The organism is Microcella sp. (assembly GCF_025808395.1).
Taxonomy (GTDB): Bacteria; Actinomycetota; Actinomycetes; order Actinomycetales; family Microbacteriaceae; genus Microcella.
This window is the reverse complement of sequence record NZ_CP075524.1, coordinates 226,174-241,317: the sequence shown is the minus strand read 5'-3', so window position 1 is coordinate 241,317 and position 15,144 is coordinate 226,174. Positions and strand designations below refer to the sequence as shown.

Sequence of the window (15,144 nt, the reverse complement as noted above, 5' to 3'; positions counted from 1 at the left end):
TTCGTGCGCGCTGCGTGCAGCCGGGTCACGGCAGATCGACGATCTGCTTGCCGAGCGGCAGCAGCGCGACCGGCACCATCTTGATGTTGGCGATCGCGAACGGAATGCCGATGATCGTGATGGCGAGGCCGACAGCCGAGATGATGTGCCCGATCGCGAGCCACCAGCCCGCGAGCACCACCCAGACGATGTTGCCCAGCAGCGAGAAGACCCCCGCGGTGGGCTTGTCGACGACCGTCTTGCCGAACGGCCACAGCGAGTAGACGCCGATACGCCAGGCAGCGATACCCCACGGAATCGTGATGATGAGCACGAACATGATCAGTGCCGCGAGTGCGTAGGCGAGAAAGAGCCACACGCCAGAGAGCACGAGCCAGATGACGTTGAGCAGGGTGCGCATGCGCTCAGTCTGTCACGCCGCTGATAGCAACCCTTCCCTGATTGCTGATGACGATGGCGCTGCTCGACGCAGCGACCTGAACGTCGTTGATGAGCACCCCGATCTCGCGAGATACCTCGTTCCACACGACTCCGTCTTCTGAGCGCCATACGACCTGGAACACGGCGCTCGAGTTCGATGGATCATGAAACGCGAAGTACCCGTGCGGAGTCGAGACGACGAAACCGAGAGCCCGTTCGCCCTCGAGCTCGATTCGGCTCCACTGCTGTCCATCCACTGAATGCAGCACCACGGGAGTCGCTTCCCGCGCACCCACCGTGCTACGACTCGTCTGCTCTGCTCCGACAGCAACTATGCCCGCGGGCCCCGCAACAGCGTCGTAGACGACGGTGTAGCCCTCAGCACCATTCACATCAGGGTGATCTCGCTGCCACTCGCGCCCGTCAGCGCTCGACCACACGGCGACATCGATTCCCGCTCCTGCGCTGTTCGGATCCCGACTCACACTCCCCAGAGCCACCCACTGATCGCCCGAGACCAGCAGTGCACTCAGGTTCTCTCCCCGGGCCGAGCCCGGGCCGACACCATCACGACTGCTCATCGATCCGGTCGACGAGTCGAAGATGATCGAGGCCCGATTGTTCGGCCCTCCTGGCGGGGGGTTCCACCACTGGCCGAGCGCGAGCATGAGTGAGTCATCACCTCGATGGGCCAGCGGGCCAGTGCCGATATAGCTGAAGTTCGCCCGAGACCCTTCGACGCTCCACGCGCCGAAAGCCTCGGGGCGCAGTACGCTCCACGACGATCCATCACCACGCACGACCCAGGGGGCCGATCGATCGTTGGTCGTGAGTGGCTGGGTCACGGCGTTCGCGAAGACGACCGTCACGTCATCGTCAGTCGTCACGAGCACAGCATCGCCAGGTATCTCGTCGGGAAGCCCCTGCACGCTGAGATCGACTTCGCTCCACTGCACTGCGTCATCGCTCACGACGAGAACGGGGCGGCCATGAGGGCTGACCAGATCACTCCCGACTCCCGAGGGAACATCCATGAGGGCCCACCATCGCCCCGCGCCGAACGCGAGTGCGTCCATGCGCGTGTAGGCGTCGAGACCCTCCGTCGGCTGCACTCGCCACTCCACACCGAGCTCGATCGCCTCGACCTCGACAGCGCTCGGCTCTGGGTCGACGACGTCGGTGTCGACTGATGCCGGTGCGCAGGCCGTGAGTGCCCACGTCCCGCTCACGATGACGGCGACGGTGCGTGCACGATGTGCAGGTGCGCGCCCTCTCGTGCTGCGTCTCGACGCTGGTTGCGGGTCAGTGCTTCGCATGAGTGGGCCCTTTCGATCGGGTTTGGGCTCACATCGAACCTAGTTCGAGAGCGCGTCAGGTTTCAAGATCGACCTGTGCGACGCTCAATGAGGCACAGATTAACGGGTCGGCACGACCACGTTGCAGATCGGGGCGACAGCCCGTAGATTTTTCGGTATGCCGAAAACTCGTTGCGGAGGTGCCTCTCGGTGGCTCGCGGCCGCAACGACGGCGTTCGCAGTGGTCGCCATGACGGGATGCTCGCCCGCAGCAGTGCCGCCTGCCAACGACCGCCCGCTCGTGCTCACGACCTTCACGGTGCTCGCCGACATCGCGCAGAATGTCGCCGGTGACCACCTCAGAGTCGAATCGATCACCAAGGCAGGCGCAGAGATTCACGGCTACGAGCCGACACCGAGCGACATCATCGCTGCGTCTCGGGCCGATCTGGTGCTCGAGAACGGTCTCAACCTCGAAGCATGGTTCGAACGCTTCATCGACTCGGCGAACGTGCCGCACGTCGTCGTGTCTGAGGGCATCGACGTCATCGACATCACCGGCGACTTTTTCGCCGGCGCCCCGAACCCGCACGCGTGGATGAGCCCTGTCACCGTGCAGCACTATGCCGACGTCATGGCGGCCGCGTTCAGTGAACTCGCACCCGAGCACGCCGAGTCGTTCGTCGCCAACGCGTCGGCATACTCTGCCGAGCTGCAGCTCGTGCACGACGAACTCACGGCCGCCGTCGCCGCGCTCGAACCGACTCGACGAGCCCTCGTCACGTGCGAGGGCGCCTTCTCATACCTGGCTCGAGACGCGGGTCTGACCGAGCACTACCTCTGGCCGGTCAATGCCGAACAGCAGGCCACGCCGCGGCAGATCGCGAGCGTCATCGAGTTCGTGCGTGACAACGACGTGCCCGCGGTGTTCTGTGAATCGACCGTGTCAGACAGTGCGATGCAGCAGGTCGTCGACGCCACCGACGCGGTCTTCGGCGGAACCCTCTACGTCGACTCCCTCTCGGCACCCGACGGCCCCGTGCCGACCTACCTCGACCTGATTCGCTACGACACAGCGCTCATCATCGCGGGGCTCACCGGGCGGTCACCATGACCGCCGCCATCGACGTGCGCGACCTCACCGTTCGCTTCGGCGAGACCACTGCCCTCGACTCCGTCTCGATGTGCATCGACACGGGGCGAGTCTGCGCCCTCATCGGCATGAACGGGTCAGGAAAGTCGACGCTCTTCAGAGCGATCATGGGTCTCGTCGCACCCGACGCCGGGCACGTCGCTCTCGACGGGGTCGCTCCGTCGATCGCCCGTCGCCGCGGCATCGTCGGCTACGTTCCGCAGAGCGAGCTCGTCGACTGGAGTTTTCCGGTGTCGGTGCACGACGTCGTCATGATGGGCCGTTATGGCCGGCTCGGCATCACCAGACGACCGCGGGCAGCTGACCACGCCGCCGTGGCGGTGGCGCTCGAGCGAGTGCAGCTCACCGAACTCGCCGACCGCCAGATCGGCGAGCTATCGGGAGGGCAGCGCAAGCGCGCCTTCGTCGCCAGGGGCATCGCGCACGACGCCCGCATCCTGCTGCTCGACGAGCCGTTCGCAGGGGTTGATCGCACGTCAGAGTCGACGATCGTGCGCCTGCTGCGCGAGCTCGCTGATGAAGGCCGCACGATCGTGGTCTCGACGCATGATCTGCAGGCCCTGCCCCGGCTGGCTGATGACGCCGTGCTGCTGAAGCAGAGCGTGCTGTTTCACGGCGACGTGGCAGCAGCACTGCAGCCGTCGACGCTCGCTCGAGCGTTCGGCATCGACCCCCCTGACACAGGCGGTGCGCCGTGAACCCCCTCGACCTGCTGCTCGAGCCCCTGCAGTACGAGTTCATGGTGCGAGCGCTGCTCGCCACAACGATCGCCGCTGTCGTGTGCGCGCTGCTCTCGTGCTGGCTCGTGCTCGTGGGCTGGTCGCTCATGGGCGACGCCGTCGCTCACGCGGTGTTTCCGGGAGTCGTCATCGCCTACGCCGTCGGCGCGCCGTTCGCGTTGGGAGCCCTGGTGTTCGGGTTTCTCGCGGTGGGCCTCATCGGGGCGGTGCGAGGAACGCATCGAGTGAAAGAAGACGCCGCGATCGGCATCGTCTTCACGACACTGTTCGCGCTCGGCCTGGTGCTCGTCTCGGTCACCCCCAGCCAGATCGACCTGGGGCACATCATCTTCGGCAACGTGCTCGGCGTCTCGGTCGCCGACCTCGTGCAGATCAGCGTTCTCGCGTCGATCGCAGCCTTCGTGCTGCTGCTGAAACGGCGAGACTTCACGCTCTTCGCCTTCGACCCCGCGCACGCTCACGCCATGGGCATCAATCCGCGAGTGCTCAGTGCGATGCTGCTGGGCCTGCTCGCGCTCATCGCGGTCGTCGCCCTGCAGGTGGTCGGCGTCATCCTCGTGGTCGCGATGCTCATCATTCCCGGCGCCACTGCCTACCTCATCACCGACCGCATCTCGCGCATGCTCGTGATCGCACCCGCGATCGCCGCGACGTGCTCAGTGGCCGGCATCTACCTGAGCTACTGGTTCGACGCCTCGTCAGGAGGGCTCGTCGTCGTCGTGCAGGGAGCGGTCTTCGCGCTCGTGGCAGTGCTGAGCTCTCGGCACGGGCTGCTGGGCCGCCGGGTCGCGGCGCGCCGGCGCCGGTCGGCGACGAGCGAGAGGTTCCTCAGTGCGTGACAGCGACCAGTGGTGGAGATGGGGGGAATTGAACCCCCGTCCATCGCTGTGAGCCGGAGCCTTCTACGGGCGTAGTCTGCTGAGACGTTCTACTCGGCTCCGACCTTTGTTGCAGACCCCTAGGTCGACGAGCCCAGCCTCAGTTCAAGTCCCGCGTGCACCTGAGACGCAGGCACGCAGCAAGTCTCCTCAATGACGCCAGTGATCGGGTCGGAGACGCACCCGGACTGACGGACTTTCTACTCTGCCTTAGGCGGCGAGAGCGAAGTCGGTGCGCTTAGCATCGGCACCTGTTGTTTGCAGAGATCGTTTACGAGATAACCCTGCATCCTCGACCCGCTTCTCACCGTTTCGCAGGCGATGTCGAAACCGATCATCCCCATGAGTACCTGAGCTGTGTCAGGCGGGTCGCTGTCACGCACTGTGGAGTTGAGAGATCGGGCGAACCCGATGTCAGACGCCGATCACGGCGTAGCCCTACAGTATACGTCACTGCCGACGAAACGCCGTGAGTCGGTCGTCGAGTGAGGAGCCCCATGAGCGAGACCATCATCACCGTGCACGGATCGGCCCGCAGCGAGCTGCGCCCAGAACGCGCGATCGTGCGATTCACCGTTGCGGCAGACGGGCCAGAGCGAGCATCCGTCGTCGCATCGGTCACCGACGCCTCGACGGCGATCGCGGCAGTCATCGACGCCCGCTTCGACGCGCAGGCCGGCCCGGTCACCGCATGGTCTGCCGATCGCGTCGCCGTGACCTCGCACCGACCGTGGACCAACGATGGTTCGACCGCGCCACTCATCCACCGCGCGAGCGTGTCTGGTCAGGCGACGGTGAGCGAGGTCGACGAGGTGTCCGGGCTGATCGGCGCGCTCGTCGAGCATGACCTGGTCGCCATCGACGGCATCGAGTGGGCGCTGACGGATGCCCGGCTCGAGCTCGAGACGCGCGAGGCGCGCACTCGCGCCGTCGCCGACGCCCGAGCGAAAGCAGAGGTGCTCGCCACCGCCATCGGCCTCGGATCACTCACCACGCTCGCGCTCGCCGACCCCGGAATGCTCGACGGGGGAACAGAGCACCCCGCGCCCCTGCCGCGCCTCGAACGCGCCATGGCGATGGATGCTCGAGGTGACGGCGGTCTCTCTCTGCGCCCCGAGCCGATCGTCATCGACGTCGCGGTCGACGCACGATTCAGCGCGCGCTGACCGCCGTGGCCTGCATCGGCCGCGAGCGAAGGTCGAGCACTGCGACGAGCATCGCGATCGACAGCAGGCCGAGCGCCACGATGCTCGCGTTGCGGAAGGCGTCTTGATAGACGACCAGTTCGGCGAACTCGCCGCGCTCGGCGTAGATCGTCGCGTAGAACGCGGCAGTGCCGGCCGCCATGCCGACCGCCGTGCCGACCCGCTGCCCGACCTGCTGGATCGACCCGGCGACGCCGCCCGAGGTCACCGGCACTTCTGAGAGGGCGAGCGTCTGGTTCGGAGGGATCACTGCCCCCGCCCCCGCGCCAGCGATGCCCATCGCGACCGCCACGACCCACGGCAGGGCATCCACCGGCACGAAGAAAGCGGCAGCGACGGTGCCCGCCACCCCGGCGATGACGCCCGCCAGACCGAGGGCGACGACGCGCCGACCGTAGAGGTGCACGACACGACCCGACACGATCGAGGTCAGTGCCGACGCGAGCGCGAACGGAATGGTGACCATGCCGGCGAACACCGCCGCGAGCTCGATGCCGAGCTGCAGGAAGAGGGTGAGGGTCAAGAAGATGGTGGGCACGGCGGCGAAGTAGAAGGCGCTGATGATCGTGCTGTTGCGGTAGCTCGAGATGCGGAACAAGCTCATGTCGATCACCGCGGTGCGGCCACTGCGCGTGTATTTCTGCTCCCACCACACGAAGACCGAGGCGCTCGTCGCTGCGACGAGCAACCACCACCACCGAGCGGGGTCATCGTCAGTGCTGCCAGTGGTGAGAATGAACGGCAGCATGAGCGACAAGACCGTCACGCCGAGGAGCGTGGTGCCGATGAGGTCGAGATCTTTCGCCGCGCCAGAATCGGGTTGCGTGCGGGGCAAGAGCCGGTAGGCGAACGGCAGCAGCCCGAGCACGAGCGGAACATTCATCCAGAAGATGAGCCGCCAGCCGAAGTCGACATCGCCGATGCCGACGAAGAGCCCGCCGAGCGTCGGGCCGAACGCGACCGCGAGCCCGATGACCGCGCCGAAGATCCCGAACGCCCGACCCCTCGCCGGGCCGGTGAAGAGCTGCTGCGTGAGCCCGAGCACTTGCGGCATGAGCAGGCCGGCAGCCACACCCTGCAGCACGCGCGAAGCCGCGAGCACTTCGACGGTCGGCGCGATCGCGCACAGCAGGCTCGCGACGAGAAACACCACGAGCCCGACCAGGAACATGCGTCGACGAGAGTTCAGGTCGCCCCAGCGACCCGCCGGCACGAGCACGACGCCGAACGCCAGAACATAGCCTGCGACGATGATCTGAATCTGCGTGGGAGTCGCGCTGAAGGCCTCTTCGATCGCCGGAATACCCACATTGACCTTCGACAGGTCGAGAATCGTGAGCGCGGCCACCGAGACTGCGATCGCGAACGCCTGCCAACGAGTGCGGTCGCTGTACCCGTCAGCCTGCGTCATCGTGTGAGAACCCGCACCCCTACTCGCCCATGCGATTGCGCGTGCGCATCGCCCGATCGGCTTCGCGCTTGTCTTGACGCTCACGCAGTGCGTGGCGCTTGTCGTACTCTTTCTTGCCCTTGGCCACGGCAAGCTCGACTTTGGCGCGGCCGTCGAGAAAGTAGATGCGCAGCGGCACGAGGGTGTAGCCGCCCTCTTTGACCTTCTGACTGATCTTGATGATCTGCGCCTTGTGCAGCAGCATCTTGCGCTTGCGGCGGGGCGGGTGGTTCGTCCAGTTGCCCTGGGTGTACTCGGGAATGTGCACGGCATCGAGCCAGGCTTCGCCGCCGTCGATGAAGCCGTAGCCGTCGACGAGGCTCGCCCGCCCCATGCGCAGAGACTTCACCTCGGTGCCGCTCAGCACGAGCCCGGCCTCATAGGTGTCTTCGATGGCGTAATCGTGCCGCGCTTTGCGGTTGGTCGCCACGACCTTTTCGCCCTTCTCTTTGGGCACGATTCACCTCCTGCGTGTGGTCGACGGATGCTCAACGCCAGTCGCGCAGAGCATTCCAGCATACCCGCGCCCGCGCGCCGAGAGTGCCCGTTGCGCGCGACCGTGCCCATCCGGTGGCGGCACACTCGCGCCTGAGAGGCACGCTGGCGGCGCTCGGGTATTAGACGAGCAGGTAGCGGGTGATGGCGACGTTCGCCGACAGCGCCGCGAGCACGGCCCCCGCTGCGAGCAGAATCGGCACCACGAGCAGCGCATCAGACAGGTCGACGAACGACGTCAAGGGCAGCGTCTCGGCGAGATAGCCCTGCACGAAGAACTGCACGATGCCGACGACGGCGAGGCCGGCGAGCACCGACCCGATGAGTGCGGCTGCGACGCCCTCGATGATGAACGGTGTCTGAATGAAGCGATTCGACGCCCCGACGAGCCGCATGATGCCGATCTCGCGTCGACGCGAGAACGCACTGAGTCTGATGGTCGTCGAGATGAGCAGCGCGGCGGCGATGAGCATGAGCGCGGCGATACCGACGGCTGTGATGCTCGCGGCGTTGAGTATCTCGAAAATCTGGTCAAGCAGGCTTCGCTGATCGACCACACTCTCGACCCCTGCCAACCCGCGCAACGAGTCTTGCAGCACGGCGCTCTGCGTGGGGTCGACGAGATTGACCCAGAACGCAGGGGTCATGAGATCGGGAGTCACCAGATCGGCAACGGCCTGGCCCGCGAACTGCTCTTGAAAGTTCGCGTACGCCTCTTCTTGCGTCTCGAAGTAGAAGGTGTCGATGAAGGGAGCGAGAGTGGGCGACTCAAGCTGAGCCTGCACTGTCGCGATCTGGTCGGGCGTGGCAGCTTGCTGGTCGCACCCCCCGACGGTTGTGAACTCGGTGCAGAGGTAGACCGCCACCTGGGCACGATCGAACCAGTACGACTTCATCTGGTTGATCTGCATCTGCAGCAGAATCGCCGCGCCCACGAAAGTCAACGAGATGAAGGTGACGAGCACGACCGAGATGACCATGCTCAGGTTGCGGCGCAGCCCCTGGCCGACCTCCCCGAGAACGAGCCCGAGCCTCATCGTGCACCCTCCGATGACATGCCGAAGCCCTGCGTGGCGATGGGATTCGCCTGCGTCTTGTAGCCGCCGCCGCGCTCGTCGCGCACGATGCGCCCTCCGACCACCTCGATGACGCGTCGCTGCAGCCTGTCGACGATGCCTGCGTCGTGCGTCGCCATGATGACCGTGGTGCCGTTGGCGTTGATGCGCTCGAGCAGCGCCATGATGCCGGCACTGGTCTCGGGGTCGAGGTTTCCGGTCGGCTCATCGGCCAGCATGATGGCCGGCTTGTTGACCACGGCTCGAGCGATCGCGACTCGCTGCTGCTCGCCCCCCGAGAGCTCGTGCGGAAAACGCTGCGCCTTGCCGTCGAGCCCGACGGTCTGCAGTGCGTCGGGAACGGCTTCGTGAATGAATCCCTTGCTCTTGCCGATCACCTGCAGGGTGAACGCGACGTTGTCAAACACCGTCTTGTTGGGCAGCAGCCTGAAGTCTTGAAAGACGACTCCGAGATTGCGCCTGAAGTAGGGCACCTTGCGGCTCGAGATCGAGCCGAGATCTTGGCCCAGCACATGGATGCTGCCGCTCGAGGGCTTCTCTTCTTTCAGCACGAGGCGCAAGAAGGTCGACTTGCCCGAGCCAGACGCGCCCACGAGAAACACGAACTCGCCGCTGAGAATCTCGAGGCTGACAGCGTTGAGTGCTGGCCGGGCGGTTCCGCGGTAGACCTTGGTGACCTCATCGAAGCGAATCATCGTGGGTCAGCGTATGCGCCACCGGCCCCCGTGCCGGGGTGCGACACCCGCGAGCGCGCGCTTATCAGGTGCCGCTTAGCCGGTGAGCGGTTCGGCGAGCCCGACGACGGTGCCTTCGAGGTCGCGAAACGCCGCATACCGAGCCCAGCCTTCAACCATGCCGATCTCGGCGGCCACCTCGCCTCCGGCGTCGACGGCCCTCGCGAGCACAGCATCGAGGTCGTCGACGGTGAGGTAGAGCCTGACGCCCTCGCCGCTCGGCTGGTAGTCATCGCCCTCGGTGATCGCGAGCGCTGTGCCCGCTGCATCGGCATCATCGGGAGTCACGAACACCATGCGCTGGCCGTCGATCTCAGAGATCTCGAGATCGAGGTCGAGCACGCGCGAGTAGAACGCGACGGCACGCTCGAGGTTGCGAGACGGAATCTCGACGATGTTGACGCTCACCATGGCGAGCACTCTACGACCGCGCGGGCTATTCGTCGATGGGCTTCTGCTTGCGCCACTTGATGCCCGCGGCGATGAAGCCGTCGAGATCACCGTCGAAGACCGCCGAGGGGTTGTTCACCTCATACTCGGTGCGCAGATCTTTCACCATCTGGTACGGGGCGAGCACATACGAGCGCATCTGGTCGCCCCAACTCGCAGTGATGGTGCCCGCGAGCTCTTTCTTCGTCGCCGCCTCTTGCTCTTTCTGCATGATGAGCAGTCGCGACTGCAGCACGCGCATCGCCGCCGCGCGGTTCTGAATCTGGCTCTTCTCGTTCTGCATCGAGACGACGATGCCCGTCGGCAAGTGGGTGATGCGCACGGCAGAGTCTGTGGTGTTGACCGACTGACCGCCCGGGCCGGATGACCGGAACACGTCGACCCTGATGTCGGCCTCGGGCACATCGATGACGGCACTCTCTTCGAGCAGCGGAATGACCTCGACGGCGGCGAAGCTCGTCTGACGCTTGCCCGCGGCGCCGAACGGTGACATGCGCACGAGCCGGTGCGTGCCCGCCTCGACACTGAGGGTGCCGAAGGCGTGAGGCGCATCCACTTCGAAGGTCGCGCTCTTGATGCCCGCCTCTTCGGCGTACGAGATATCCATCACGGTGGTCGAGTAGCCGTGCTGCTCGGCCCAGCGCAGATACATGCGCAGCAGCATGTCGGCGAAGTCGGCGGCGTCGACGCCGCCCGCCCCCGCGCGAATGGTCACGACGGCGGGGCGCGCGTCGTACTCGCCATCGAGCAGCGTCTGCACCTCCATCTCGGCCAGAGTCTTCTCGATGGCGTCGAGCTCACTGCCCGCCTCGGCGGCGGCATCGGCATCGTCTGCCTCGCGCGCCATCTCGATGAGCACGTCGAGGTCGTCGAGCTTCTGCTGCAGCTCGGTGATGCGCTTGAGCTCGCTCTGCCGGTGGCTGAGGGCGCTCGTGACCTTCTGCGCGTGCGCCGTGTCGTCCCACAGGTCAGGTGCACCGGCCTGCTCGCTGAGCTCGGTGATCTGCATCTCGAGTCGTTCGACGTCGATCACGGCGCGAATATCGGCGAAGGTGCTGCGAGCGGCGGCGATGCGCTCGGCGAAGTCCAGATCGATCATGTCGACTCCAGCCTACCGGCGGGGCGTAGCATCGTTCTCGAGATGACCGACAGCCCGCACGAGTTTCGATGGCGCTCGATCGTCGCACCCGCGCTGCTGCCCACGCTGCTGTTCACGATCGGCGAGGGCGCGATCATCCCGCTCATTCCCTCATTGGCCGCGCAGACGGGCGCGGGTCTCGCCGCCGCCGGTCTGGTCGCGGCGATGCTGCTCGTCGGCCAGCTGATCGGTGATCTGCCCGCGGGGTGGATCGTGGCGCGCGTCGGCGAGCGCAACGCCATGCTCGGGGCGCTCGTCGCCGCCGGTCTCGGCATCGCGCTGGCGGCCTTCGCCACAACGACTGCCGTGCTCGGTCTCGGCATGCTCGTGCTCGGAGCCTCGGCCGCCGTCTTCGGCCTTGCCCGTCACGCCCTCTTGACCACCGCCGTGCCCGCCGCCTACCGCGCGCGAGCCCTGTCGGCACTCGGCGGCTTCTACAGGCTCGGCATGATGATCGGGCCGTTTCTGGGTGCCGCAATCATCACCGTCACGGGCGGCATCGGCGCCGTCTACTGGCTGTCGATCGGCATGCTCATCGCGGTGGCCGCGAGCCTGCTGCTGCTGCCCGACCCCGAGAAGCTGCTGCGCGTGCGAGTCGACGCCGAGCCCCGGCCGGCGGCGAGCCCGCTCGACGTGCTGCGCACCATCGGCCGACGCCGCGCGGTGCTCGCCCGCCTGGGTGTCGCCGCGCTGACGGTCTCGGCGCTGCGCGCCAGTCGGCAGGTGCTGCTGCCGCTGTGGGCGGTCAGCATCGGCCTGGGCGACGCCCAGACGGCGACGATCATCGGGGCGACGGCCGCGGTCGACTTCGCGCTGTTCTACCTCGGCGGCTGGCTCATGGACCGCTTCGGGCGTCTCTACACCGCCGTGCCCTCGACTCTCGGCCTCGGGTTGGGGTTCCTCGTGCTCGCGTTCTCGGCATCAGCATCCGACCCCGTCGCCTGGTTCATCGGCGTCGCGATCGGTCTCGCCGTCGCGAACGGAATCGGTGCAGGCATTCTCATGACGATGGGCAGCGACCTCGCGGGCCGCACTGATCCGGCGCTGTTCCTCGGCGCGTGGCGGCTCATCCTCGACGCCGGGGGTGCGACCGCTCCCCTGCTGCTCGCGGCCTTGACCGCGGCGTTCTCGCTCGCGATCGGTGCCGGCGTGCTCGGGGCACTGGGGCTCGTCGGCGCCGGCATGCTCGGCTACATGATTCCGCGCCACCTGCCGCGCGACCGCTAGCTCGTCGACGCGAGCGGCACCTGCGCGAAGGCGCTCGACGGAAGGTCTTTCTCGTCGTCGCGCACCGCATCGAGAATGCGCGTCACGACGGCGGCGGGTGCGAGGCCGACCGGGAACGCCGGGGCCTCACCCGCGATCGGATGCCGCGACAGTTCGGTCTCGGTGTGGCCGGGTCGGGCATCGATGACCCGGATGCCCGAGCGGCGCAACTCGCGGGCTGCCACCTGGTGCGCCGCAGCGACGGCCGCCTTGACCGCGCTGTAGGCGCCGATGCCCGCTGTCGGAGACTCGCTCACCACGCCGCTGAGCGACACCACGAACGGTGATCGACCGGCGTCGGCCGACTCGGCGAGCGATGGTACCGCGGCGCGCAGCACTCTCAGCGGAGCCATGACGTTGATGCGCCAGAGCGTCTCGAAGGTGTCGTCGGTGGTGTCGGCGAGGGTGCCGAAGGCGACGACTCCGGCGGCGTTGACGATGCCGTCGAGCCTGCCGTGCGCTGTGAGCGCCGCCGCGATGAGCGTGCGAGCGGCGCTGGCGTCGTCGAGGTCGGCGGGCACAAGAGCGGCACCCGCGATGTCGAGGTCGTCGAGCGCGAGCATCGATCGACCGGTGAGCGTCAGCAGTGCGCCCTCGTCGGCGAGCTGGCGCGCGAACTCACGGCCGAGGCCGCCCGTCGCACCGAGGACGAGAATGGAGGCTCCACTGAGGTCGGTCATGCAGGCAACGCTATGGGTGCTCTCTGGGAGCATGCAGAGGGCGCTCAGCGCTGCGCGTGACGCTGCAGCACCTGCTCGGCGAACGCTGCGCCGACCGCGTGAGTGTGGTCGCGGTAGGCCTTCCAGTGCTCATGACTGAGCTGCTCGTGCGCGGCGGGGTCGAGGCCTTCGCGCGCGAAGACGTGCCGAGCGCCCGCTATCCAGGCGAGCTGCGTGGCGAGCCCCACCTCGAGGTGAAACTGCAGACCCCACGCCGAGTCGCCCACCCGGTAGGCCTCGATGATGCCGTCGGTCTCGGCCAGCAGCACGGCACCCTCGGGCAAGTCGTGGCTGTCGAAGTGATAGTGGAAGACGTCGATCTCGTCGCCCGCGGTCGCAAGAGGTGCCATGAGCGCATCGGCCGAGGCAGCAGCGGTGAGACGCGCACGAGTCCACCCCAGTTCGGGCACGGGCGAGGGCCGAAAAGGTGCGCCCGCGGCCGCCGCGAGCAGTTGCGAGCCGAAGCAGAGGCCCAGCACGGGTAGATCGGCATCGAGAGCGCTCTCGAGCATCCGTCTCTCGTGGGTCATCCAGGGATGCGACGACTCATCGGTGACGCCGGCGTATGCGCCCAGCGAGACGATCGCGCTGAACCGATCGAGGGTCTCGAGCGGTGGGGCACCATCGGGGTCGCGAGCGACATCCCACATGACGATGCGCAGGCCCGCTTCGGCGAAGGGCGGCGCCAGCTCACCGAGATTGTCGTCGACGTCGTGCAGCACGACGAGCACCTCGGGTGCCATCGTGTCGGGGCGCGCTCTGTTCACGCACCACCTGCAGCCGACTGCATGGCGAGGATGTACTCGCGAATCGTCGGAACACCTTCGAGCTTCTCGCGGAAGAACGTGTTGACGAGGTTGATGACCCGCGTCTGGGCAGCCTCGAGTTCAGCGGTGCGCTGCTCGCCGGTGTGCTGGCCCTCGAGGGTGCGGCGCAGGCTCAGCAGCGCGCTGACGATCTCGGTCTCTTCGTCACCCTCGAGCATCTCGATGACCTGCAGCACGAGGGTGTCGGTCTGGTCGCGCACCGAGTCGATCGGAATGCTCGACCCCGGCTGCGTCGCGTTGTCGAGCGTCGAGATGAGCGACCACACCTGATACAAGATCGTGGCCGGCTCATCGAAGAGCTCGCGCACATAGGCGGCATCGAGATGGCGGCCCGACAGCCTGAAGATGTTGTACATGCGCTTGGCGGCCTTGCCGTAGTTCACCTGCTTAGTCAGGTATTTGCGCACCTCATCTTCGAGTCGGTCGACGTACTCGTCGAGGGCGTCATCGCTGACGAACTTGGCCACCTTCGCGAATGTCGGCATGGCGTCAGCGTCGAGGTAGACCTCTTGAAAGTAGGCGTCGAGGTAGCCGTCGAGGGCGACGATCTCGCCGTCGGGGGCCTCCCACGTCACGTCGATCACATTGCTGGCATTCGACAGCGCCTTGCGGGCGGGGTCTGCCACCACCCAGTCGAGCTTGCACCAGCCAGGGTCGAGCGCTGCTTCATGCCACGTCAGCGTCTGCACAGAGCCGTCGGCGTGGGTGAGCTCGATGCGCTCGGCTTCGATCTCGGCCGGAGTCCACGTGATCGGGCTGCCCTTCTTGCGCGCGACTCCCCCGTGCAGGCAGTCGGCCGGGTAGCTGCCGAGCTTGCCCTCGAGAAACTCGAACGGGTCGCCCGTCGCCGTGCGGCGCGCCGCGGCACGCATGCAGTCGGCCATGATGCGGCACGCCTCTTCGCGAGTGTCTGCCTTGATGTTGAGTCGTTGAAAGTAGTCGCAGTCACCCGGAAACGACTGGATCTTCGACTGCGCCGCCGAACCGCTGAGCGCGAGCGCACCCTCGACGACCCCGTCGGGGCCGGTCACCTCGACGACGGCGCCGATGCGCCGAAACCGCTCGAGATCGTTCGGGGTGAAGTCGAGCATCGAGACACGGTGCCCGAAGGTGCCGCTCTCGTGCTCGACGATGTGGTCGTCGCTGTCAGCATCCGCCGCGATCGCCGAGAGCCACTGCAGCGCGCCCTCTTCGTCGAGCTGCACGCCGAGCCGAGCGGCCGAGGCGACAATGCGCGCCAAGTCGTCATCGGGGCTGACATCGGTCTCGTTCGGTGGCGTCATCGTCGCGGCCTCTCC

Annotated in this window: 16 protein-coding genes and 1 other RNA gene; 5 read left to right on the top strand and 12 right to left on the bottom strand. The window is 66.7% G+C overall.

The features are described 5' to 3' along the window. Window positions 1-25: 25 nt before the first annotated feature. Both KIT89_RS01240 and KIT89_RS01235 read right to left on the bottom strand, forming a co-directional pair. Complete coding sequence (locus KIT89_RS01240; protein WP_297602651.1) at window positions 26-400, bottom strand: YccF domain-containing protein; 375 nt, start codon at window positions 398-400, stop codon at window positions 26-28. Between the two features lie 4 nt (window positions 401-404). After that, complete coding sequence (locus tag KIT89_RS01235; protein WP_297602650.1) at window positions 405-1,649, bottom strand: hypothetical protein; 1,245 nt, start codon at window positions 1,647-1,649, stop codon at window positions 405-407. Between the two features lie 316 nt (window positions 1,650-1,965). Here KIT89_RS01235 and KIT89_RS01230 point away from each other — a divergent pair, with 316 nt between their 5' ends. Genes KIT89_RS01230 through KIT89_RS01220 form a run of 3 tightly spaced genes read left to right on the top strand, consistent with a single transcriptional unit; the run spans window position 1,966 to window position 4,447 of the window. After that, window positions 1,966-2,829: a metal ABC transporter substrate-binding protein gene (locus KIT89_RS01230; RefSeq protein ID WP_297603870.1), complete on the top strand. Its 864-nt coding sequence runs from the start codon at window positions 1,966-1,968 to the stop codon at window positions 2,827-2,829. Then, a complete protein-coding gene (locus KIT89_RS01225; RefSeq protein WP_297602649.1) occupies window positions 2,826-3,566 on the top strand; it encodes a metal ABC transporter ATP-binding protein in 741 nt (246 codons plus the stop codon). The genes KIT89_RS01230 and KIT89_RS01225 overlap by 4 nt, the downstream gene beginning before the upstream one ends. Further along, window positions 3,563-4,447 (top strand): metal ABC transporter permease, encoded by an 885-nt coding sequence (locus KIT89_RS01220; protein WP_297602648.1) that lies wholly within the window; start codon window positions 3,563-3,565, stop codon window positions 4,445-4,447. Before KIT89_RS01225 ends, KIT89_RS01220 begins: the two co-directional genes overlap by 4 nt. 10 nt (window positions 4,448-4,457) lie before the next feature. Here KIT89_RS01220 and ssrA read toward each other — a convergent pair. Beyond that, window positions 4,458-4,828: a transfer-messenger RNA gene (gene ssrA, locus KIT89_RS01215) on the bottom strand. Window positions 4,829-4,983: 155 nt separating this feature from the next. Between ssrA and KIT89_RS01210 the strand changes: the two genes are divergently transcribed. Further along, window positions 4,984-5,652 carry an SIMPL domain-containing protein gene (locus KIT89_RS01210; RefSeq protein ID WP_297602646.1) on the top strand — a complete coding sequence of 223 codons (669 nt, stop codon included), beginning with the start codon at window positions 4,984-4,986 and terminating at the stop codon, window positions 5,650-5,652. On the opposite strand, the gene KIT89_RS01205 is transcribed toward KIT89_RS01210, so the two are convergent. The 6 genes from KIT89_RS01205 to prfB form a co-directional block, all read right to left on the bottom strand. Next, on the bottom strand, window positions 5,639-7,102 hold the full coding sequence (locus KIT89_RS01205; RefSeq protein ID WP_297602645.1) for an MFS transporter: 1,464 nt from the start codon (window positions 7,100-7,102) through the stop codon (window positions 5,639-5,641). The genes KIT89_RS01210 and KIT89_RS01205 overlap by 14 nt on opposite strands. Window positions 7,103-7,121: 19 nt before the next feature. Continuing rightward, window positions 7,122-7,598, bottom strand: coding sequence for an SsrA-binding protein SmpB (gene smpB, locus KIT89_RS01200; protein ID WP_297602644.1), 477 nt, complete (start codon window positions 7,596-7,598; stop codon window positions 7,122-7,124). A 160-nt stretch (window positions 7,599-7,758) separates the two neighbouring features. Continuing rightward, window positions 7,759-8,673, bottom strand: coding sequence for a permease-like cell division protein FtsX (gene ftsX / locus KIT89_RS01195; RefSeq protein ID WP_297602643.1), 915 nt, complete (start codon window positions 8,671-8,673; stop codon window positions 7,759-7,761). Continuing rightward, window positions 8,670-9,407: a cell division ATP-binding protein FtsE gene (gene ftsE, locus KIT89_RS01190; protein WP_297602642.1), complete on the bottom strand. Its 738-nt coding sequence runs from the start codon at window positions 9,405-9,407 to the stop codon at window positions 8,670-8,672. Before ftsE ends, ftsX begins: the two co-directional genes overlap by 4 nt. 75 nt (window positions 9,408-9,482) lie before the next feature. Beyond that, the gene (locus KIT89_RS01185; protein WP_297602641.1) at window positions 9,483-9,857 is read right to left on the bottom strand and encodes a VOC family protein; all 375 of its coding nucleotides are present in this window, start codon (window positions 9,855-9,857) and stop codon (window positions 9,483-9,485) included. A 25-nt stretch (window positions 9,858-9,882) separates the two neighbouring features. Beyond that, window positions 9,883-10,995: a peptide chain release factor 2 gene (prfB, locus tag KIT89_RS01180; protein ID WP_297602640.1), complete on the bottom strand. Its 1,113-nt coding sequence runs from the start codon at window positions 10,993-10,995 to the stop codon at window positions 9,883-9,885. Window positions 10,996-11,037: 42 nt separating this feature from the next. On the opposite strand from prfB, the gene KIT89_RS01175 reads away from it, so the two are divergent. After that, a complete protein-coding gene (locus KIT89_RS01175; protein WP_297602639.1) occupies window positions 11,038-12,261 on the top strand; it encodes an MFS transporter in 1,224 nt (407 codons plus the stop codon). Here KIT89_RS01175 and KIT89_RS01170 read toward each other — a convergent pair. From KIT89_RS01170 to KIT89_RS01160, 3 genes are read right to left on the bottom strand one after another with little or no spacing between them, the layout of a single operon-like run. Beyond that, window positions 12,258-12,980: an SDR family oxidoreductase gene (locus KIT89_RS01170; RefSeq protein WP_297602638.1), complete on the bottom strand. Its 723-nt coding sequence runs from the start codon at window positions 12,978-12,980 to the stop codon at window positions 12,258-12,260. The two genes, KIT89_RS01175 and KIT89_RS01170, sit on opposite strands and share 4 nt — an antisense overlap. 44 nt (window positions 12,981-13,024) lie before the next feature. Next, entirely contained in the window at window positions 13,025-13,786 is a 762-nt protein-coding gene (locus KIT89_RS01165) for a type 1 glutamine amidotransferase (protein WP_297602637.1), read from the bottom strand. Next, a complete protein-coding gene (locus KIT89_RS01160) occupies window positions 13,783-15,129 on the bottom strand; it encodes a hypothetical protein (RefSeq protein ID WP_297602636.1) in 1,347 nt (448 codons plus the stop codon). Before KIT89_RS01160 ends, KIT89_RS01165 begins: the two co-directional genes overlap by 4 nt. Window positions 15,130-15,144: the final 15 nt, after the last annotated feature.